22 protein-coding genes are annotated in these 21,458 nt (G+C 42.6%); 5 read left to right on the top strand and 17 right to left on the bottom strand.

Annotation, left to right across the window (positions count from 1 at the left end):
* Positions 1 to 124: 124 nt before the first annotated feature.
* The 8 genes from VQ00_RS04205 to VQ00_RS04170 are packed head-to-tail and all read right to left on the bottom strand — an operon-like array spanning position 125 to position 7,415.
* Complete coding sequence (locus VQ00_RS04205; protein WP_046178804.1) at positions 125 to 1,051, bottom strand: ROK family glucokinase; 927 nt, start codon at positions 1,049 to 1,051, stop codon at positions 125 to 127.
* Between the two features lie 2 nt (positions 1,052 to 1,053).
* Positions 1,054 to 1,263, bottom strand: coding sequence for a YqgQ family protein (locus VQ00_RS04200; protein WP_046178803.1), 210 nt, complete (start codon positions 1,261 to 1,263; stop codon positions 1,054 to 1,056).
* A gap of 15 nt (positions 1,264 to 1,278) precedes the next feature.
* On the bottom strand, positions 1,279 to 2,823 hold the full coding sequence (locus VQ00_RS04195; RefSeq protein ID WP_052728316.1) for a rhomboid family intramembrane serine protease: 1,545 nt from the start codon (positions 2,821 to 2,823) through the stop codon (positions 1,279 to 1,281).
* A gap of 57 nt (positions 2,824 to 2,880) precedes the next feature.
* Positions 2,881 to 3,441, bottom strand: a complete 561-nt coding sequence (locus VQ00_RS04190; RefSeq protein WP_046178802.1) for a 5-formyltetrahydrofolate cyclo-ligase — start codon at positions 3,439 to 3,441, stop codon at positions 2,881 to 2,883.
* A gap of 45 nt (positions 3,442 to 3,486) precedes the next feature.
* Positions 3,487 to 3,636: a 50S ribosomal protein L33 gene (gene rpmG, locus VQ00_RS04185; protein ID WP_046178801.1), complete on the bottom strand. Its 150-nt coding sequence runs from the start codon at positions 3,634 to 3,636 to the stop codon at positions 3,487 to 3,489.
* Between the two features lie 51 nt (positions 3,637 to 3,687).
* On the bottom strand, positions 3,688 to 4,551 hold the full coding sequence (locus VQ00_RS04180) for a nucleotidyltransferase family protein (protein WP_046178800.1): 864 nt from the start codon (positions 4,549 to 4,551) through the stop codon (positions 3,688 to 3,690).
* Complete coding sequence (locus VQ00_RS17640) at positions 4,548 to 6,818, bottom strand: glycosyltransferase (RefSeq protein WP_052728315.1); 2,271 nt, start codon at positions 6,816 to 6,818, stop codon at positions 4,548 to 4,550. The genes VQ00_RS04180 and VQ00_RS17640 overlap by 4 nt, the downstream gene beginning before the upstream one ends.
* 30 nt (positions 6,819 to 6,848) lie before the next feature.
* Positions 6,849 to 7,415, bottom strand: coding sequence for a DUF4912 domain-containing protein (locus VQ00_RS04170; RefSeq protein WP_046178799.1), 567 nt, complete (start codon positions 7,413 to 7,415; stop codon positions 6,849 to 6,851).
* A 148-nt stretch (positions 7,416 to 7,563) separates the two neighbouring features.
* Between VQ00_RS04170 and VQ00_RS04165 the strand changes: the two genes are divergently transcribed.
* The gene (locus VQ00_RS04165) at positions 7,564 to 7,926 is read left to right on the top strand and encodes a helix-turn-helix domain-containing protein (RefSeq protein ID WP_046178798.1); all 363 of its coding nucleotides are present in this window, start codon (positions 7,564 to 7,566) and stop codon (positions 7,924 to 7,926) included.
* On the top strand, positions 7,923 to 8,366 hold the full coding sequence (locus VQ00_RS04160; RefSeq protein WP_046178797.1) for an endolytic transglycosylase MltG: 444 nt from the start codon (positions 7,923 to 7,925) through the stop codon (positions 8,364 to 8,366). Before VQ00_RS04165 ends, VQ00_RS04160 begins: the two co-directional genes overlap by 4 nt.
* 46 nt (positions 8,367 to 8,412) lie before the next feature.
* Here the strand turns inward: VQ00_RS04160 and pstB are convergent, their stop codons facing one another.
* From pstB to VQ00_RS04120, 7 genes are all read right to left on the bottom strand, one after another.
* A complete protein-coding gene (gene pstB, locus VQ00_RS04155) occupies positions 8,413 to 9,222 on the bottom strand; it encodes a phosphate ABC transporter ATP-binding protein PstB (RefSeq protein ID WP_046178796.1) in 810 nt (269 codons plus the stop codon).
* 44 nt (positions 9,223 to 9,266) lie between these two features.
* Positions 9,267 to 10,151 (bottom strand): phosphate ABC transporter permease PstA, encoded by an 885-nt coding sequence (pstA, locus tag VQ00_RS04150; protein WP_046178795.1) that lies wholly within the window; start codon positions 10,149 to 10,151, stop codon positions 9,267 to 9,269.
* Positions 10,151 to 11,137 (bottom strand): phosphate ABC transporter permease subunit PstC, encoded by a 987-nt coding sequence (pstC, locus tag VQ00_RS04145; RefSeq protein WP_245618007.1) that lies wholly within the window; start codon positions 11,135 to 11,137, stop codon positions 10,151 to 10,153. Before pstC ends, pstA begins: the two co-directional genes overlap by 1 nt.
* Positions 11,138 to 11,191: 54 nt before the next feature.
* Positions 11,192 to 12,172 carry a PstS family phosphate ABC transporter substrate-binding protein gene (locus VQ00_RS04140; protein WP_046178794.1) on the bottom strand — a complete coding sequence of 327 codons (981 nt, stop codon included), beginning with the start codon at positions 12,170 to 12,172 and terminating at the stop codon, positions 11,192 to 11,194.
* A 299-nt stretch (positions 12,173 to 12,471) separates the two neighbouring features.
* Positions 12,472 to 14,583 carry a peptidoglycan D,D-transpeptidase FtsI family protein gene (locus VQ00_RS04135; protein WP_425388349.1) on the bottom strand — a complete coding sequence of 704 codons (2,112 nt, stop codon included), beginning with the start codon at positions 14,581 to 14,583 and terminating at the stop codon, positions 12,472 to 12,474.
* 162 nt (positions 14,584 to 14,745) lie between these two features.
* Positions 14,746 to 15,354: a superoxide dismutase gene (locus VQ00_RS04130; RefSeq protein WP_046178792.1), complete on the bottom strand. Its 609-nt coding sequence runs from the start codon at positions 15,352 to 15,354 to the stop codon at positions 14,746 to 14,748.
* 631 nt (positions 15,355 to 15,985) lie between these two features.
* Positions 15,986 to 17,620 carry a Na/Pi cotransporter family protein gene (locus VQ00_RS04120; protein WP_046178790.1) on the bottom strand — a complete coding sequence of 545 codons (1,635 nt, stop codon included), beginning with the start codon at positions 17,618 to 17,620 and terminating at the stop codon, positions 15,986 to 15,988.
* Between the two features lie 225 nt (positions 17,621 to 17,845).
* Here VQ00_RS04120 and VQ00_RS04115 point away from each other — a divergent pair, with 225 nt between their 5' ends.
* The 3 genes from VQ00_RS04115 to VQ00_RS04105 all read left to right on the top strand — a co-directional run bounded on the left by VQ00_RS04115 (position 17,846) and on the right by VQ00_RS04105 (position 20,169).
* Positions 17,846 to 18,367 (top strand): DUF1189 family protein, encoded by a 522-nt coding sequence (locus VQ00_RS04115; RefSeq protein ID WP_046178789.1) that lies wholly within the window; start codon positions 17,846 to 17,848, stop codon positions 18,365 to 18,367.
* A 96-nt stretch (positions 18,368 to 18,463) separates the two neighbouring features.
* Positions 18,464 to 19,558, top strand: coding sequence for a flavodoxin-dependent (E)-4-hydroxy-3-methylbut-2-enyl-diphosphate synthase (ispG, locus tag VQ00_RS04110; protein WP_172645539.1), 1,095 nt, complete (start codon positions 18,464 to 18,466; stop codon positions 19,556 to 19,558).
* Between the two features lie 5 nt (positions 19,559 to 19,563).
* The gene (locus tag VQ00_RS04105) at positions 19,564 to 20,169 is read left to right on the top strand and encodes a nucleotidase (RefSeq protein ID WP_046178787.1); all 606 of its coding nucleotides are present in this window, start codon (positions 19,564 to 19,566) and stop codon (positions 20,167 to 20,169) included.
* Between the two features lie 26 nt (positions 20,170 to 20,195).
* Here the strand turns inward: VQ00_RS04105 and VQ00_RS04100 are convergent, their stop codons facing one another.
* Together VQ00_RS04100 and VQ00_RS04095 are read right to left on the bottom strand one after the other, a co-directional pair.
* Entirely contained in the window at positions 20,196 to 20,609 is a 414-nt protein-coding gene (locus VQ00_RS04100; RefSeq protein WP_046178786.1) for a Fur family transcriptional regulator, read from the bottom strand.
* Between the two features lie 16 nt (positions 20,610 to 20,625).
* On the bottom strand, positions 20,626 to 21,456 hold the full coding sequence (locus VQ00_RS04095) for a metal ABC transporter permease (RefSeq protein WP_046178785.1): 831 nt from the start codon (positions 21,454 to 21,456) through the stop codon (positions 20,626 to 20,628).
* Positions 21,457 to 21,458: the final 2 nt, after the last annotated feature.

Below are 21,458 nucleotides of genomic sequence, written 5' to 3'. Positions count from 1 at the left end.
GCCAAAATAGCTCTATATAATAGTTTCATGACGATTCCGCTTGTTCAATCATACGTATAAAAAACAAAAAAGTTTCATAAAAAAAAGAGGCTGCCCCCAAACCATGGGACAGTCTCTTTCCATGTTAAACCGTCATGACTTTTGCCAAGTAGGCCGCACCGATCACACCGGCATCATTACCAAGCTGTGCTTTTTCTATTGACAGCACATCCATTGCACGCGGGAATGTATACTGTCTAACATACCCTTCCAGCGGTGTTAATAAAGCAGCTCCCGCCTCTGATACACCGCCGCCTAAAACAATTTTAGCCGGGTTTACAATGTTAGCAATATTGCCAATCGCAAGACCTAAATAAAAGGCACAGCGATCAATAACACGTTTTGCTGCTTCATCACCCGCTGCAGCTTGTTCGAATACGGTTCGGGCATCTGGGGCCTCTTTTCCTTCTTGTTTGTACAAGTTAACAATTCCCGTAGCCGAAGCAACCGTTTCAAGGCAGCCGTGCTTGCCGCAATTACAAAGGAATCCATTTTCCGGCTCAACGGTTATATGACCAATTTCTCCTGCTGCCCCGTTAACGCCTGTGATAATCATTCCTTTTGATACCACGCCGCCGCCAACCCCTGTGCCAAGCGTCACACATACAACGTCTCCTGTACCGCTTCCTGCGCCCCGCCACATCTCACCAAGTGCCGCACAGTTTGCATCATTTTCAATAAAGACAGGCAGTTCAATAGCTTCTTCAAGCAATTTCTTTAATGGATATCCATTCGGCCAGCCAATGTTAACAGCCCCCGAAATTGTCCCTTCTACCGGATCAGCAGGACCCGGAGCGCCGACACCCGCTGCCAAAACGTCTACAGTAGTCAGCCCATCTGCCGCTAATTCTGCGTAAAAAGAGCGGGCGATGTCACCAACAATACGAGCGCCACTATCTGACCGATCAGTCGGAATAGACCACTTGCGAATAATGTCCCCTTCTGTCGTTAAAAAAGCCATTTTAATAGATGTTCCGCCAATGTCAAAAGCAGCAAGCCGTTTTTCTGCCATAATCACTTCTCCTGTTCTTTCTCTTTTTCAATTACAATCTGCTGGCGCAATAAAAGCAGCGCCATTTGGTATTCTTTCGATTCCACTAGCTGGGACCGGTACAGCTCTTTTAGCTCCAGCTCCATCAACTGCAAATCCGCCACCCGGTTGCCGATATACACAAACACACCGTAGCGTTTTAGCAGCTGCTGAACATCAAAAATTGTTCTCATATTTTCACCCTGCTTTTATTCATTGGTCAATTTACCGGCAAGATCTTTGTACACTTGCTCATCTGGTGCATACTTCACCGCTGCTGCCGCAGATTTTGCAGCTTCGTTCCGATTGCCTTGTTCGGAATAAATAAGTGCTAAATTGTAATGTGCTTCATGAAAATCGTTTCGCAAAGCGACCGCTTGCTTAAAGTGTTTTTCTGCTTGTGTCAGGCGTCCATCACCCACTTCAATAAAACCCAGATAAAAATACGTTTCAGCAGAAGGTTTGCCGTCATTTTTGATAAAGTTTGATAAAATACGTTCTGCTTCCTGCTCATTTCCAGCATCAAGTTCTTCCGCTGCTCGTATGTTAATTGATTGAGCATCAACCGCTGCATATCCATGCTGAAATCCAAAAAACAAACCAGCGCCGACTGAGGCCAACGCCACTGCTGAAAACGCCATTTGCTGAAGCCGACGCCGCTTTTTTGGAAAGTGAACAATGCCCGTCGCTAAAAACCCGCCAATCAAGCCACCAATATGGCCCGCATTATCGATTCCGGGTATGGTAAATCCAAAAACAAGATTAATACCAATGACGCCGAGCACATTCATTCCCATTGTCCGAAAGAATAGCTTTGGTTTCGTGACACCAAAATAAAGAAGAGCACCAAACAAACCAAAAATAGCACCGCTTGCGCCCGCAGATAAATTTGGCGTCAGCAAAAAGCTTAGCAAGCTTCCTGTGAAACCAGAAAATAGATAAATCCAGAGAAACCGTAATCGGCCATATATTTGCTCAACCGCTATTCCTAAATAATATAAAGCCAATGAGTTCATTAAAAGGTGCAGCAGCCCAATATGCAAAAACATAGGTGTAACAAAGCGCCACCATTCTCCTTCTAAAATGAGTAGATTAAACTTTGCACCAAATTGGATGAGCACTTCTGTATTGGTACTTCCACCAGCAAGTGTCATAACTAAAAACATGATGATGTTAACGGCGGTAAAAGCATAGGTGAAAAAAGGCTTCCCATAATGAAAAAACCGCTTTTCTTCTTCTTTTCTCTTTACTTCATGTGATAATACTGCCCGCTCATATGCCGTTGCTTCGTCTTCCGCCCCATCAAAATCTCTCAGTTCCGGAACCGGCGATAAAATGGCTTCCAGCTCTTGAAGCGGCCCTGTTACTTCATCTTCGGTAAACAGCAACGTTGATGCTTTTGTTTTCCCACTTTCAGCTGGTCTGATGAATTGTGAAAATTCATCAACCGGTTTATTGGGAGACACAATGATATTTAACATAGTGAGTTTTCTTGTCCCTATTTGCTTTCGAAGTCGTTCGCCGATCCATAGTGTTTTCTCAATATCCCGTCTGAGACCGGCTGCCCATCCAAGATTTTGCCGGGACAGCCTGATAATGGCCGCTTCTTTGATCGAACGATTCTCAAGCAGTATTTCACTTCGATCCTGGCTCAGTCTGACTAGCGTATACTCCTGTTCCACTACGAGAAAATAAGCCAGCCGCCAAAAAATCACATCTATTTGCGTTGTCATTTCATCACTACTTTCGTCCATCCTGTTGATACCACTATAACGGAACTAATTCGGACGGTAAAGAAAGAAGGACAGTTTTTAGCAAATGATGATTTCTTCATCCGTCACAATTTTCTGAACAGGCAAATCGTACTTTTCAACCGGAAGTGTCTCAAGCAATTGAATGGAAAATGCCAACGAAATTGTTTGCCCTTCATACGAAGATAAAAAGCGATCATAGTAACCTCCGCCAAAACCAATTCGAAATCCTTTTTGATCAAAAAGAAGTCCAGGTACTACGACTAAATCTAATTGATTCGAAAAAATGGGTGTTGCTTTTTCAGGATTTGGCTCATAAAGATCCGCATAAACTTTTTCGAGATCCGAGAACTTCTCTAATTGGTAAAACTGCATGCTCTTGGTGTCCGGGCTGCATTTTGGCACACAAACAATTTTGCCAGTCAGCCAAGCGAAGCGAATCAGCTGCCATGTATCTACTTCAAAGTCAGCTGAAACTGTAATGGCAATCGTTTTGGCATGTTTCCATTCCGCAAGCGCATACATTTTTGCAGCTATATCGAAACTTTTTTGCTCATATACCGGCCGATCCATTGCAGCAAGCCGCTGCTTGATCATTTTCCTCATTTCTTTTTTGTCCATTTGCTCCTCCTCAACAGAAAAAACAGCAGGAAAGTCTCCTGCTGCTTACTTCGTTTCGCGGTGCACTGTCACTTTTTTCAATCGCGGGCTGTATTTTTTCAACTCGAGACGATCCGGGTTGTTACGTTTGTTTTTAGTTGTAGCATAGTTACGGTCACCGCTCTCAGTGCAAGCTAATGTAATGTTTACACGCATGTTTTTCCCTCCAAACTTGTCTCGCTTATTTTCAAGTCATTTGCGACTTTACTATAATAGCACCTTTTCGTCAGAAATACCAGCCTGTTTTTTCAACATTGACGAATAAGAATCCGGCCGCTCCAAATGCCCGCTTTTTTCTTGCAAAACAGAAGCAGAAAATGTGTTAGACAACGGATAAAATGGCGTCAATCGGCTTGTAATTCCAGGGATTCCTCGCTTCAGCCGCTTTTCAGCCAGCTTATATGCGCGATGCGTGCCAATATCCTGCCAGTACGCATTTGTTTCATATACATAAATCGGTTCCTGATTGGCAAGAAGTGCCGGAAAAACATCTTTCGCAAAATCTACTTCTCCTTGAAAAACATATTCTTCAAAAAGAGATGGTTCAATTAAATAAATGCCTGTGCTCACCTGATTTGTCCACAAATGAGCCTCAGAAGGTTTTTCTAAAAGCGACAACAGTCTGCCTTTTTGATCAGTCAAACAAACACCAAATTGTTCAGGGCGCTCAGCCATCGCTGTGACAATTGTAATACGCGCCCCTTTCTCCTTATGAAAATCATACACATGACGAAGCGGTACATTTGTCAATGCATCCCCGCTTAAAACTGCCAATGTTTCTTTGAACAATCCACTTGAAGCAAATAAACTTCCTGCCGTACCGAGCGGCTTATGTTCTTCAATATATTGAATGTCCAGTCCATTTTGCTGTCCAAATCCTGCGTGCTGCTGAATAATTTCCTTTTTGTAGCAAACTGTCATGATGACCCGAGAAATGCCATTCATTTTAAAAACGTTTAAGTTGTAATCCAAAAGAGGTTTATTCAGTAAAGGGACCATTGGCTTTGGTATGCGGTCGGTAATCGGGCGCAATCGCTTTCCCCGCCCCCCAGCAAGCAAGATGCCTATCATGTGCGAACCCCTTCCATTTTTTTGATGAAAACGGTTTGATCATATACCTTTTCTGTTTGTGCACTGATGTGATTCCAGCTGTAAAGCTCTTTTGCCATTTCATGCCCATTTATACCAAGTTCATTTGCATAGTCAGGCTGATCAAGAATAGCAGCTAGTTTTGTTGATAAATCTTCCGCATTTCCAGGCTCGAATAAAAGACCGGTTTGTTTATGCAAAACAAACGATTTTAATCCCCCTGTTGCGGCTGCAATGACGGGCTTTTGAAATGCCATCGCTTCAAGAGCTACAATTCCAAACGGTTCGTACAAGCTTGGAAACACAGCTGCTTCACATGTTTGGAATAACGCTTTCCTCTCTTCATCACTGACATATCCGACAAAATGAATCTTATTTTCAAGTCCACGTTTTTTGACCTCTTCACGCCATGTTTCAAGTAAAGGACCCTTACCCGCAATAATAAACTGAATATTTTCTTTTTTCAAGTCTTTTAAATGGATATTAAAAAATGTTTGAAAACCTTTTTCAAATACCATTCTTCCAATCGAGAAAATAAAGGGCTTTATATGACTAAACCGTGTATGGGTTGAGACATTCGCTTCAAACTCAACACCATTTGGAATAACATAAATATCTTTCTCGCCAGCTTCGTAAAAAACCCGTAATTCTTCTTTCATCGGCTGGCTGCAAACAATCACGGTATCAGATGCCGCAATAAGCGCTTTTTCTTTTGAAGCGATCGTATGCTGCAATTCATTATGCAAGCCATTATTACGCCCATGCTCAGTTGCATGGATCGTAGACACAAGCGGCAGTTGCTGTTGTTCAGCCAATAAAACCGCGGCGTCTCCTGTCAGCCAATCATGTGTATGGATAAGAGCAATATCATAGTCACGAATCAGCTCTGTTCCTTTTTGGAAGAGACATAAATTTAAGTCAGACGTTTGCTTTAAAAAGTCATGTTCGCCTTTATGAAGCGGACCTGTTCGATAAATATGAACACCGCTTACAACTTCATATTGAGGTGTTTCATGATGAGAAGCTGTCAGCACAATCACTTCACGTCCAGAAGCAACAAGCGACTCAGCGAGACCGTGCACATGACGGGCCATTCCGCCAACAATATTTGGTGGATATTCCCACGTCAACAGTAGGATGGCCCCTTCCATTTCCTCCACACTTTCACTAGGCTTCTTAGACAGCATCGTCACCCCGTAATGCAGCCGCATGCGCTGGTGCGCATAATCTAAATCCGGAAATTCTTTACGTGCCCCGTCAAGTAAATATCGAAGCGAATCCACAGCACTTGTTAATTCCTCCTCAAGCCCGTAGATGGAGGCATACACACAATACGTCCATTCAAGATCGAAGACTCCTCCTGCCTCAAAAATGGCAGACACATATTTTTCATCCCACTCTTCTTTTAAATAAAAAATAGGGTCACAGCGCTGAATTTCTTCAGCTGTAATCAATGCTTGCCCCTTATTCATGTTTTCGTACACGAATGGAAAATGAATCATTCGTTTGACAGAAGAAATGTCTAATTTTGGTGCTCGTTCTTCATCGATATCCTTAAATCGTCGACATGCATTATCTCCGGTCAACGAGTAAAGAATGACAGTTGATTCTTTATCATTTTGTTTACCTTCATACTGATAAGGAAAAATATCGAGTCCGCGTGGCGACATCCATTGAACATGATGTTGTTCATCAGGCGGGAAGGCATCATTAGGAAGAAAAACAAATTGACAGCCTTCTTGCTGAAGAAGTTCATCCATTCCGGGCATGTAGGCACCACGCGGAAGCCAGATAGACGGCGGTGGAGTGCCAAATAATTCTTTCCATATAGCAGCAGTCCGCTTTAAATCTTCCGCTGCCGCTCCTTTTATCGTATACGCAGTTAATGGAAAATGACTAAGCGATACTGGCAGCAACAGAAGTTTTTCGTCAGCAATCAATGCCCGAAATGCTTGAATGAACGATCCATTATGCGTACGCAGTAGATCAGCTGATATGTGATTAGCATGGTGGTTAATAAAGGAGTTGACTGCCATTTTCCCGCGAACGCCATTTAACCAGCCTAACGCAAACAAATTAACAACAGCTGTCACTGGCTTGCCGGGTTCCGCGCGGTTTGCCGCTGCCAACAAATAGCCATATACGTTCATCATTTCCACTATTTCTTTACTGTCCATCGTCGACCCGGCCAGGGCAAGAGGCCGAAAGGGATGATCTACCATCATAATATTTGAAAAAGAAAATTTCATTTTCCCTTACCTCCTTCACCTATTGTAGCCTTATCGCAAGCAATCTGGATGCTCAATCCAACTCGGTCCACTAAAAGGATGATGATAAAATTCTTCCGCTGCTCTTAGCTTAAATATATAATCTGTATTTCGTTCATATGAAGCATGAACCGGATGTGACCGCAAAATCGGCCAAAATATATAATTTTTTGTTAAATAGCCGATTTCACAAACATAAGAGCGATTTTGTTTTAATCCTTTGATGGTCCAACAGTGATCTTGTATATTTACTTTTATACATGTAACGGAATGAGCATTCGTTCCATTAAAATAAATATCTGTTACATCAAAAATACGGAGATCGAGCACCTCTGTATTTAACGGCTTCTCACAATAAAAGGCCGCTTTTAACAGCAGAGGATGAATGTGCCATTTACAATAAAGACGTTCTTTTGATAAAAAAACGGTATGAAGTTCATTTTCCACGTCCAGTTTCATTTTTTTCGTCATAAAACGACGCCATTTTTGTTTTACTTGCTGTTTTGGAATCGAAAGTTTTAACGCAATTTGCTCCCATGAAAAATTTTGGCTTTTCAGCCTGACAATTTCTTCAATCAATATGTATCACCCCGGTCCGGCAGTTTTCCTAAACTGATTATACCATTATGGTATCATGTTCAATAGTATGCGGCAATCACCAGCGCACCGCTCTCCTCGACTGCCTGATATGATACAATAACAAAAGAAGGATGAAAGGAGATTTTGTATGAACGGACTTATAATCGGATTGGCATGTGCCGGTGCCTTCTTTATTTTATTGTCGTTTTTTATACAAGATAAACAACGGCATCTTGAAAAAGAACTTGAAGAGCTGTCAATGAAAATGCTGCAGGAACATTATCAATTCAATAAAAAACTAAAAGTGCTTGAGGAAGAACTACTTATTGGGGATGCTCCTTCTATAACGGTGAGAAAACCGGTCATGGTAAATGAAATTATTCAAAGCCAAGTAATCGCCCTTTATCAGCAAGGAACATCACTTCTGCAAATTGCGAGTCAATCTTCTCTTTCGATAGATCAAGTGAAAACTATTCTGGCTGCGAGAAAGCGAATGGAGAATCAAAAATGAAAAAACAATCCATTCGCTCCTTCGGTTTTGGTCTGCTGGCTGCCTCGGCTTCCCTCTTTATCTTTAATGAAACTGAAACAAATAAGCCCGCTGAATTATCAACGGAAGAAATGATTCAAGTGTTAACAGAAGAAAATTACACCGTTCAAAAAGTAGATTCCAAAGAGGCCTCACAGCAGGCAGCTGCCCCGATAGAAAGTAATGAAGCGCAAAATCAAACGGAAGAACCTGCCACTGAGTCTGTGACAGTTTTGATCGAACAGGGCAGTTCTTCCAATGAAGCAGCGGCTAAACTAAAACAATCAGGTATCCTTGAAGACGAATCCTCTTTTAATCAATATTTAATAGAAAACGGATATGCAGACAAGCTGCAGGTTGGATCGTTTACTTTTCAGAATGGGATGACCCAGCAAGAGATCGCAGAAGTGTTAACCAAATAACCGTTCCATAATAAAAGCCGGCGCAATTGCGCCGGCTTCTTTTTCATTATCCAAACCGTCCTGAGATGTAATCATCTGTACGGCTGTCTGCAGGGCTGTTGAAAATCGTGTCGGTTGCATCAAACTCCACCACTTCCCCATTTAAGAAGAAAGCCGTTTTATCTGAAATCCGGGCAGCTTGCTGCATGTTGTGTGTCACAATAATAATCGAATATTTTTCTTTGAGCTCTTGAATAAGTTCTTCTACCTTTAATGTTGAAACAGGGTCAAGTGCAGACGTTGGTTCATCCATTAAAATGACGTCTGGCTCAAGAGCCAGGCAGCGTGCAATACAAAGACGCTGCTGTTGTCCGCCTGACAAGCCGTAGGCAGGTTCATGGATCCGGTCTTTTACTTCATCCCACAATGCTGCGCCGCGCAAACTCTTTTCAACAGTTTCAGTAATGATTTGTTTGTTTTTAATACCGTGAATTTTCAACCCGAACGCGATGTTTTCATAAATCGATTTCGGAAATGGATTTGGCTTTTGAAAAACCATTCCGACACGCGTGCGCAATTCTTCGACAAGAAAGTCTTTGCTGAAAATGTCACGCTCGCGATATTCAATTGTCCCGTTTGTTTTAACGCCTGGCACAAGATCAATCATTCGATTTAATGTCTTGATATACGTTGATTTTCCGCAGCCGGATGGGCCGATAATCGCCGTTACATCTTTTTCTTTAATGCCCAGGTTAATATTTTTAAGCGCATGGTGATCACCATACCACAAATTCAAGTTTTTTGTATTGTAAACGAGTACTTCTTCCTGTTGTACCGTTTGATTATTTTTCGTTGAGTTTACCGCAGTTAACGCCATGTAAGATTACCTCCAAATTTTCAATCACTATTTCCAAAAGTCCGTTATCTCGCCTGGTAACGATTTCGAATCCAGACGGCAATAGAATTCATTAAAATGAGCACACCGAGCAAGATGATAATCCCGGCAGCAGCAAGATTGTGAAAATCAACTTGTGGCCGGCTTGTCCAGTTGTAAATCTGCATCGGAAGTGCTGTAAATGAATCCAAGTACCCGGACGGCAAAAAAGCTACAAATGTCGGGATCCCGACAACAATCAATGGAGCCGTTTCCCCGATAGCGCGAGAAAAGGCTAAAATGCTCCCGGTTGCAATACCAGGAATCGCATAAGGAAGTACGACACGGTATATTGTCTGCCATTTTGTCGCACCAAGGCCAAATGAAGCTTCTTTTAATTCATTTGGAACGGCACGGATAGCTTCTTGAGATGCCACGATAACAACAGGCAAAACAAGCAAAGCCATTGTAAAACCGGCAGCCAAAACACTGTTTCCAAATCCAAGAACGCGGACAAAAATCGTCAGTCCGAGTAAACCAAACACAACAGACGGCACACCAGCCAAGTTTGAAATATTCATTTGAATCCAGCGTGTCAGCGCATTTTTCTTTGCGTATTCCTCCAGATAAATGGCTGTGCCGACACCGAGAATAGCCGCTGTTGGAATAACAACACTCATCATCCAAAGCGTACCGACGACAGCTGCTTTAATTCCTGCCTGTTCCGGACGGCGTGAAGCAAAGTTTTGGAAAAAGTCCCACGATAAATAAGGAGCACCTTGTGAAATAATACGGTAAAGCAATATGATCAAAATAATCGATGTAAACACAGTTGCAGCTAAAAAGATTCCTTTGATCACTTTGTTTTTCATAAGCCGGCCATCAATACGACCAATCATTTCTTCTGATTTAACTCGAGTTGTATTTCCCATCAGTATTCCTCCCTGAAACGCTTCGAAATGAACTGAGCGAGCATGTTCATCAGTAAAGTGAATACAAACAATGTAAAGCCGACTGCATAAATACTGTAATAAATTGTCGTGCCAAATCCTGCATCTCCAGTTGTAACCTGCACGATGTAGGAAGTCATTGTTTGTAATGATGACGTTAAGTCCAGCGCGGCAGACGGCGTTGAGCCTGCTGCAATGGATACAATCATCGTTTCACCGATTGCACGGGATACGCCAAGAACGATCGATGCAAGAATACCGGATAGAGCAGCTGGAAAAATAACTTTTGAAGCTGTTTCCCATTTGGTTGATCCCAGTGCAAGCGCGCCGTGGCGAACAGGCTCTGGGACAGAAGAAAGAGCATCTTCAGATAACGAAACAATCGTTGGAATGATCATAATTCCCACAACGATCCCTGGACTGATAGCATTAAACAATTCCAATGAGGGAAATACTTCGCGCAGAACAGGTGTTACGAACGTTAGGGCGAAAAATCCGTATACAATCGTTGGAACACCAGCAAGCACTTCAAGAATCGGTTTCATAATTTTGCGTGTACGTGTACCTGCATACTCACTCAAGTATAGCGCAACAGCAAGGCCGATTGGGATAGCAAAAACAGAAGCGATCAACGTGATTTTCAGTGTACCCAATACAAGCGGCCAAATACCATAAACAGGATCTGTATTCGAGAATGGATACCACTCTGTTGATGTGAAAAATTCAACAATCGATACATCACGGAAAAACGTAATTGTTTCAAAAATTAATGTTAAGACAATCCCTAATGTTGTTAAGACAGAGACCGCAGCCATAATAAACAAGACCGCAGGAATAACTTTTTCACTTCTGTTCAAAAAGCCGCCATTATATTTTTTTTCAAGCAGCTGCTGAACCGGACTAAGGTCTTTATTTGTTGTTTTCAACCCGCCTGCTCCTTTCAACCCACGTACACCAATAGAGGGCATCGCCCCCTATTGGTGTATATTTTAATCTTTATCCGCTTTTTAATCCAGTGGTAATTACTTTAAGCCTTCAAGTGTTTCAAGCTGTTCTGTGTATTTTTCTTCTGGAAGTGAAACATAGCCAACATCTTCCGCAAGAACTGATGCATTTTCAAGTGTAAATTGCGTATAAGCTGCAACAGCTTCATCATCTGCGAATGCTGCATTGCTTACATATGTGAACAATGGGCGTGAAAGTGGAGCGTATTCACCGCTTTCGATTGTTTCGTGATTTGGTTCAACTGCATCGCCTGCTTCGTTTACGATTGGCACTACTTTCACATTGTCTTTATTTTCAAGGTAGTACGCGTAACCAAAGTACCCGATTGCATTGGCGTCACCTGTCACACCTTGGACAAGAACATTATCGTCTTCCGAAAGAGTGGCTGATTTGTCAATTTGACCACCGTCAAGAATTACTTCATCGAAATAATCAAATGTTCCAGAATCCGTTCCTGGTGAATAAAACTTAATTTCTTCTTCCGGCCAGCCTTCACGAATGTCTGACCATTTTTTTGTTGAACCATTATCTAACCACAGCTTTTTCAATTCATCTACTGTTAACTGGTCAACCCAGTCATTGTCTTTATTTACAACAACGGATAATCCGTCATAAGCAAGTTCCAGTTCAGTATATTCAATACCCGCGTCTGCAAGAGCTTTTGCTTCTTCATCTTTGATCGGGCGTGATGCATTGGTCAATTGTGTTTCGCCAGCGATGAATTTCTCAAAGCCGCCGCCTGTTCCAGACAATCCAACTGTTACTTTCACATCGGGCTGTTCAAGCATGAACTCTTCTGCCACTGCTTCAGCAATTGGATAAACAGTTGATGAACCATCGATTGAGATTTCGCCTTGAAGCTGTGCATCGCCTGCGCCAGCTTGATCTCCTGCGCCATCTTCTGTTTTTGTTCCTGTATCAGCGTTGCCGCCGCATGCGCCTAATACGAGCGCCGATCCTACTAGTGCTGATAACGTGAGAACTTTGACTGGTTTCATTTCTTCATTTCCCCCTGCAAGTTTGTTTTTTTGTTATTCGCTACACTAAATACAATAAAGGATGAGTATTAATAAGGTTTTAATAAAATGTTAAGGTTTTGTAAATCCCACATAATTATGAGAAATGCACCTTGCTTTTTTATATTGAAAGCGATTACGACTGCTGAATAGACAGCTTTTATAGTTTTTGCAAATAACTAAAAAAAATTCATTTTTTTTATGAAAAAGATCAAATAATTGTGCAAAACGATCCTTTTGTAAAAAAAAACGGCCTTTCCGTTTGACGGAAAGACCATTTTTTACTCATTTTCTAACTTAGTCGTTTCTGTTTTTGTAACAATATCTTGATCGATTACCGCTTCGGTTGGTTTTTCATTTACTTTTTGTTCCTTCAGTTCAAAATATTTGTCCATGGCCCGCCGGCCGATATAATGGTTAATTGGAATGGAGCTGGAACTGTCTTCATACGCCCATGGAACGACGACTGCCATGGCAACTTCCGGATTGTCGTATGGAGCATATCCAACAAGTGTTACATTCCAGGTCATTTCATGTTTATTCGGCTCTTTTAATGGACCGTCATACACGCCTTCTGCCGTACCCGTTTTAGCAGCCATTTTATAGGGCGCATTGCCAAAATAGCTTGATGCTGTTCCTTCAGACGCCTGCGCAACGAGCCGGAATCCTTCTTGAACACGTTCAATCCATCCCGGTTCAAGGTCTAGTGTGTTCAATACCGTTGGCTCAATTTCTTTTGCAATCGGACCAATTTTATTTGTTTCTGAAATAGGCTCCCTAATCTCCTTTACAAGGCGCGGCTGCATACGATAGCCACCATTTGCGATTGTGGATACATACTGCGCAAGTTGAAGGGGCGTGTACGTATCGAATTGGCCAATAGCGAAGTCAAGCAGTTTACCCGGTTCAGTTTCATCAATTATCCCCTTATAGCCTGCTTGTTCGCCGGGCAAATCAATTCCCGTTTTTACACCAAGGCCAAATTGACTGAAGTAATTACGCATTGTCGTAAAAGCGTCAATATCAATGTCCAAGCTTCTATTTGGAACATAGCTCGCGCCGCCAATCTTCATTGCTGTTTTAAACATATACACATTTGATGACCGCATTAGCGCATACGTGTCACTAATGCCAAAAGCACCGCCACGGTTAAACCAGGAGCTTTTCGGGTTTGTCCCAGCAAACTTCAACGGTTCGTCTACCATATACTCACCTGGCTCGTTTACACCAGTCATATAACCAGTTAACACGGTAGCGCCTTTAACAGCCGATCCCATCGCATAAGACGTTGTCATATTACCCAGGGCGAAGTCAAAAATTTCCGCTTTGCCGTCAACCACCTCGTATTTTTTACCAGCCATAGCCAGGACTTCACCTGTATTCGGATCCATCATTGTAACAAATGCCCGGTCTAAAAACGGATGATAGCCCGATTTGGCTTTTTTAAGTTCCTCTTCAATAATTTGTTCTAAGGCTGTCTGGAGGTCCATATCAATTGTCAGGACAAGGTCTTTTCCTCTTTGTCCTTCTGTAATAATTTCGGAATCCAGCACATTTCCGGATTTATCGGTAATGTTTTTCATTTTTGTTTTCTGGCCGCGCAGTACATTTTCATATTGATATTCTAAATAACTTTTGCCGACACGGTCATTGCGGCTGTAATCATGGGCTAAATAATAATCGACCATTTCTTTCGGCAATCCTTCTTTAGAAGAAGAAATATTTCCCAGAACCGTTTTTAATGTGTTGTCATAAGAATAGGATCGTTCCCAGTCCGTTGTTGTATTCACTCCTGGGAGTGATGATAAATTCTCGCTGACCACTGCATACTCCACGTCTGTTACATTTTCATTTTTTACAATTTGCGGGGTCTGTGCGTAACCGGATGTAAATTCCCGATAAATAGCCAGCACTTCAAGTTCTGCAGCTGACAACCCTTTCAAATCACCTTCAGTAATGCGCTCAAGCTGCAGATCATAAATATCCTCTTCTAGCAGCTCGTCATTTTCATATGCGGTCCATTCAGCCGCTGTCACTTTCGCTTTTGCTTTTTCTTCGTTTTTTCCAATCCAAAAGTCTTTCATGTCCCGCTCTGTTACTTGATCTGTTTCTTTTTCGATCAACTGGGCAAGCTTCTCCGCTGTCTGCATCATTTCTTCTGTATCTGGACTTGATGAGCGGGTATACGTTATCGCGTTTTGTGGAACATTATCCACGACAATTTCACCGTCACGGTCATATATTTTTCCGCGCGGAACGCTCGTATTGACTGTCACGTCTTCTGTCCGCTCAATTTTGCGCTGATAATCTTCTCCTTGAACAATCTGAACAATGCCAAGCCGGAAAATGAGTGCCGAAAATAATAGAAACACTACAAAAAACAGCATGTTCATCCGAAACGGCACGTGCGTTTTTTTCTTTTTGTTCACTTTTTTCAACCGCCTAACCCTTTCTATGCTTCTTATACTTTATTATCCATTGTACCGAAACTAAATACTTTTTTCCACCAAAAAACCGGCCCGATAATCGGACCGGCTTTCATCCAGCACTTTCTATTAAAGAGCTGCTTCGTACCGTTTTGATACTTCATCCCAGTTGACAACATTCCAGAATGCAGCAATGTAGTCAGGACGGCGATTTTGATAGTTTAAGTAATACGCGTGCTCCCAAACATCAAGACCTAGAATTGGCGTTTTGCCTTCCATAATTGGTGAGTCTTGATTCGGTGTGCTTGAAAGCTCAATTTCACCGTTTGCAACAGACAGCCATGCCCAGCCAGAACCGAAACGTGTTGCGCCTGCTTTTGCAAACTCTTCTTTAAATGAATCAAAGCTTCCGAATTTTGCGTCAATGGCTTCCGCCAATTTACCTGATGGAGCGCCGCCGCCATTTGGAGAAAGAAGCTGCCAGAAAAGAGAGTGGTTCGCATGCCCGCCGCCGTTGTTGCGGACTGCAGTACGTGCAGATTCAGGAACTGCGTCTAAATTAGCAATTACTTCTTCTACTGATTTAGAAAGAAGCTCTTCGTTGCCTTCAAGAGCAGCATTTAAGTTCGTAACATACGTGTTGTGATGTTTAGTGTGATGGATGTTCATCGTTTCTTTGTCGATGTGGGGCTCTAGTGCGTCATACGCGTAAGGTAGTTGTGGTAGTTCAAAAGCCATTATAAAATTCCTCCCAAAAATAAAGTGATTTACTTAACATAACAAGATTAACAAAATTATGAATATGGTGCAACGATTATGCCCATAAAAAAAGAAGCAGCCATAACGGCTGCTTTCAGAGTGTAGACAAATAAAACCTTTTGTCAGCACATTTGATTTTTCTTCTTCATCCTTGTTCTTTGGTGATGGCGGTGTATAGCTTTCTGATTGGAGCCGAAATGCGGCGGGCTCGCGACTTCGCGTTCCGCGGGCAGGAGTCTTCGCCGCAAGCCCGCCGCCGCTGTTTCTATAAAAGCAGCGCATAAAAGAGCCGGTTCATGGGGACATGCTCCTCTGGCGACAGCGCCAAAATGGGACCGTTACGATGCCCCATTCGTTTTCGTGAATAAAAGCCAGCCAAAAAACGGCACGAACATTGGCAGCTCTTTTAAAAAACGGTGTGAAGCAAAAAGGACGCAGACTCCTGCGGGAACAGCGGTGAACGTGAGACCCCGCAGGAGCGGGAGCAACGAGGAGGCTCACGCACTGCCCGCGGAAAGCGAAGTCCTTTTTGCTTCACCTATCGGCCCCTTCAAAAAAAGACTGACGACTTTGCCGACAGCCTGGAAACAGCCATAACGGCTGCTTTCTCTTATAAGTCACGGATGCCGAGAACGGCTTCCGCTATATTTACCGCATGGTCTCCCATACGCTCTAAGTTCGAAATGATATCGACAAAAACCATACCCGCCTGACCTGTACATTTTCCATTATTTAAGCGTAAAATGTGCTGCTTGCGAAGCTTTCTTTCCATTTTGTCGATCAACTCTTCTTGTTCAACCACTTGTCGGGCAAGATCCATATCATTAGAATCAAGCGAACGGATTGATTTTGATACTGTTTCAATCGTTAATTTAAACATCTCATCTAAATCCGCAGATGCCTGATCGGAAATTAAGACTTTATTTGCTTGCTGGTATTCTACTAATTCGCATACATTTTCTGCATGGTCTCCAATCCGCTCAATATCGCGAACAGCATCTAGCAGCGTCGAATGGCGTTCTGATTCTGCCGCGCTCATTTGCTTAGAACCCACTTTTACAAGATAATCTGTAATTTTTTGATCAAGGTTATCAATTGCTTCTTCAAGCTGTTCCGCTGTTGAAGCATGCTTTTGATGTTTTGTTTTTAAGTATTGATGCGTTTCTTCCATTGCCTTAATCGCATAGTCGCCCATACGGACCACTTCTTCTTTCGCCTGGCTTAAGGCTATAGAAGACGACTGTTCAATAAAAATCGGATCAAGATGTTTTGGTTTATATTCAATAAATGAATCCTCACCTGGAATCAGCTTTGTTACGATCATCGCAAGAACCGCAACAAACGGCAGTTGAATGAATGTATTCGTCACATTGAAGGTGCCATGTGCAAAAGCAATTGTCATTTCCGGATTAAGCCCCATTGATTGCTGCAAATAACTGATAAAGGCCGTGTAGAGCGGCAAAATAATTAAGAAAATGACTGTGCCAATGATATTGAATAACACATGCGTTGCGGCAGCGCGTCTTGCCGCTACAGAAGCACCAATCGAAGCAAGAACTGCTGTAATCGTTGTCCCAATGTTGTCCCCGAATAGAACCGGAAGTGCAGCATCAAGTTCAAGAAGTCCTTCAGCAAAAAGCCCCTGCAAAATCCCAATCGTCGCACTGGAACTTTGAATGACCATTGTAAAAACGGTGCCGACAAATACGCCCAAAATCGGACTTGAAGCCATATTCAATGTTAATTCGCGGAAAGAATCAAGCTGCTGGAGCGGTTTCATTCCGCCGCTCATTAATTCAAGTCCGTAGAAAAGTGAACCAAATCCGAAAACAATCCGGCCAATATTATTCAATTTTTTACTAGTAAAGAAAAAAATCAGCATCGAGCCAAAAGCAAGAATCGGCAAGGAGTACTCTCCAATATCGATTCCAATAATAAATGCCGTAATAGTCGTCCCAATATTTGCTCCCATAATAACACCAATCGCTTGTCGCAGCGTCAAAAAACCGGCACTGACCAATCCAACGGTGATAACGGTTGTGCCCGAACTGCTTTGAATCAAAACGGTAACTAATACTCCGGCAAGCACCCCCATTAACGGATTCGTCGTGAATCGGTCCAGGATTTCCCGAAGACGGTCGCCTGCCGAAGCCTGCAATCCATCACCCATCTGTTTAATGCCATACAAAAATATCCCAAGTCCGCCCAAAAATTGGAACAGTATTTCTTGGATGTCAATCTCCATTTTTCCAGCTCCAGTCAATTGTTTTCAGCAAAATCCTCCCCAATTATGAAGAGAATATATAAATAAAGTAAAGATCTACACTTAAAATTTACATTTTATTAATAATAAGCTGAAAATGTTACTACTATATTACAAACAATAATTATTTTAAAAAATGACATAGATTCGTTCCATTACCTGCTATATAATAAGTGTGATTTTGCTTTCAGAAAGGATCTCACCTTTATGCCGTTATATAAACAATTCATTAAAAGCCTGTACTCGCCAAAACATATCGCTGCTTTCCGACTGCAAGGAATTGGAAAAACCATTCAGTATCTTTTTGCATTGGCACTCGTTATGAGCTTGCCTGCCTTCATTGCTGCATCCTTTTACATGACCGCGGGTAATGAATCAGCCAAAAAAACGGTTGAAGAAGTGCTGCCATTATTAATGATGGATCAAAATACGTTTATCTTTATTCCCGTTGCTCTTTTTTTCTATTATATTTTGTTATCATTCATGTTGTTTTTAAAAGCATCGATCTTTGCAGGAGTTGGTCTTGTTGTCGTTTCCCGCTTAAAAAAACGTGGTGATTATCGACATTTATTTAGAATGGCCGCTTATGCACTCAGTCTGTCAGCTCTACTGACAACGCTAGCTGAATTGGCACATTGGACATTTCCTTATGCCTACGCAGTTGATTGGCTGTTGATTGCCGGTATGCTCTTTCTTTCGATCCGCTATCTGCCTGGCGCACCGAAGTAAACGCAATTGTTGTCTGAACGGGCGTCCCTCTGATAGAATGAGAACAGAAATGATATTTAGATTAACTTTTAAAGGAGCGAATCACCATTGAGTGAAATCACCCACCGCACGAAAACCCGTCCAGTTAAAGTCGGCAATTTGACGATTGGCGGCAACGATCAAATTGTTATTCAAAGCATGACCACAACGAAAACACACGATGTAGAAGCAACTGTTGCAGAAATTAACCGTCTTGAAGAAGCAGGCTGCCAAGTTGTCCGCGTCGCCGTTCCGGATGAACGCGCAGCAGATGCACTTGCTGCCATCAAAAGCCAGATCAATCTTCCGCTCGTTGCTGATATTCATTTTGACTATAAATTGGCGCTGAAAGCAATTGAAGCAGGCGTTGACAAAATCCGTATCAATCCCGGCAATATCGGCCGCCGTGAAAAAGTAGAAGCCGTCGTAAATGCAGCGAAAGCAAAAGGCATTCCTATTCGAATTGGCGTCAACGCAGGAAGCCTTGAGCGAAAAATTCTTGAGAAATATGGCTATCCGACTGCAGACGGCATGGTTGAAAGTGCACTGCATCACATCAAAATTTTGGAAGACCTTGATTTCCATGATATTATCGTTTCGATGAAAGCATCTGATGTCAACCTGGCGATTGAAGCGTATGAAAAAGCGTCTAAAGCGTTTGATTACCCACTTCATTTAGGGATTACTGAGTCCGGTACACTTTTTGCCGGCACGGTGAAAAGTGCGGCCGGTCTCGGTGCGATTTTAAGCAAAGGAATTGGCAACACGCTTCGCATTTCATTAAGTGCTGATCCTGTTGAGGAAGTAAAAGTGGCTCGCGAACTGTTGAAATCATTCGGTCTTGCTGCAAATGCAGCAACACTTATTTCATGCCCAACATGCGGCCGGATTGAAATCGATTTGATTGCCATCGCTAATGAAGTGGAAGAGTACATTTCAACGATTAAAGCGCCAATTAAAGTGGCTGTTCTTGGCTGTGCTGTAAACGGTCCGGGTGAAGCGCGTGAAGCGGATATCGGTATCGCGGGTGCCCGTGGCGAAGGCCTCTTGTTCCGCCACGGCAAAACGGTCCGGAAAGTGCCGGAAGAAACGATGGTAGAAGAATTAAAAAAAGAGATCGACTTAATTGCTGAAGAACACTATCGTAAACAAGCACTCGCGGCTCCGCAGTGAACAAAATGAAAGAAAAGCGTTTTGGTCGTTTTGGTATTGATATTGATGGAACAGTGACTTGTCCGGCCAGTCTCATTCCTTTTATCAATGACTCGTTTTCACTCAATATTACGCTGCAAGATATTAAGCAATATGATCTCGCAGCAGCGTTAAATATTTCGCCTGATAAAATGCGTGAATGGTTTGATCAAACTGAGCCTGCTATCTACGCCGCTTCTCCTCTAGCAGAAGGAGCTGATAAAATTTTAGCAAAATGGCAAAAAACGTTTCATTTGCTTTTTATCAGCGCGAGACGCCAGCATCTTTTTGACATTACAAAACAATGGTTTCATAACCAGCAGATTCACTACGATCACATCGAATTGATCGGTTCTCATGATAAAGTCGGAGCGGCAAAACGCCATGAGGTCGACATTTTTTTTGAAGACAAGCACGACAATGCGGTGATGCTGGCTGAAGAACTTGGCATTCCGGTCGTTTTATTTAATACACCTTATAATCAGGATAGGGTGCCAAATCAGGTTATACGCGTTGATAACTGGCACGAAGCGGATTTATGGGTACAGCAATGGCTTAAGCAGAGCGAGATCAGCCCACTGCTGCGTCCGTAAAAAAGCGTGACCGAGGATGCCCTTGGTCACGCTTTTTTTGCACATAATTCACATTTTCCATAGACTTCAAACTTATGCCCGGTTATTTCACAGCCAGCCAGCTCCTCCACTTCATTCATCGGACACATATGAATTTCCTTTGTCTTCCCACAGTCCATACATATAAAATGATGGTGGTGATTATGTGCGCAGGCAAAGCGAAAGTGGCGCTCACCTGATAATTCCGTTTCTTCAAGAACATCCATTTCTGCGAAAAGAGCAAGGTTCCGGTAAATCGTATCAAAGCTCAGTCCTGGATAGTCTTCCTTCATTTCTTCAAGCACATCTTTAGCAGTCAAATATTTATCATGGCGGGCAAAAAGCGCCAGCATTTCTTCACGCTTTCCCGTTTGCTTGTAGCCTTTTTCTTTCATAATTTCCATTGCTTTTGTTACATTCATGATGGACCCCCTTCCATTAGTTTTTCTCCTTTTTCCAAATAATCACGCCAAGTAATATAAGAATCGAGGTTACAACGATCGTCCCACCTGGCGCAAGATCAAGATAGAAAGCACTGATGAGACCGATAAGCACAGATATTTCCCCAAATAAAACAGATAGCCAAATTGTTTGTTTAAATCCTTTCGCGACACGCATCGCTGCCGCAACTGGAAGTGTCATCAGGGCTGATACAAGCAATACCCCTACAATCCGCATTGAAACAGCAATGACAAGTGCTGTTAAAATAATAAACGCCATATGAACGGCTTTTGCGGGGATTCCTGACGCTTTAGCATACTCTTCATCGAACGACAAAATAAACAATTCTTTATAGAGAAAGTACACGGTAATCAAGACAATGGCGCTAATACCGATCACCGCATAAAGATCCTCTCTGCTGACCGCGCTAACGCTGCCGAATAAATAGCTGAATAAATCCGTATTAAATCCGTCAGCAAGTGAAATAAAAATGACGCCAATCCCAATGCCTCCTGACATCATAATCGGGATCGCCAGTTCTTGATAATGCTTGTACACACTTCGCAGCCGCTCAATTAGTAATGAACCGCCAACAGAGAAAGCCATCCCGAAATAAAGAGGGTTTACTGCCGTAAACGCAGGGATCGTCTGTCCGAGAAACAAGCCGGCAGCGATGCCAGACAGTGTTACATGGCTAAGCGCGTCTGCAATAAGGGATAAACGCCGGACAACGATAAAAGCACCTAGCAGCGGTGCGATAACACCGATAATAGCGCCGGAAAGAAAAGCATTTTGCAAAAATTCATACGTAAAAATGGCTTCTATCATAA

The sequence above is a fragment of the Domibacillus tundrae genome (genome assembly GCF_000970675.1).
GTDB classification, from domain to species: Bacteria; Bacillota; Bacilli; order Bacillales; family Domibacillaceae; genus Domibacillus; species Domibacillus tundrae.
This window is presented reverse-complemented; position numbering and strand designations above follow the sequence as displayed.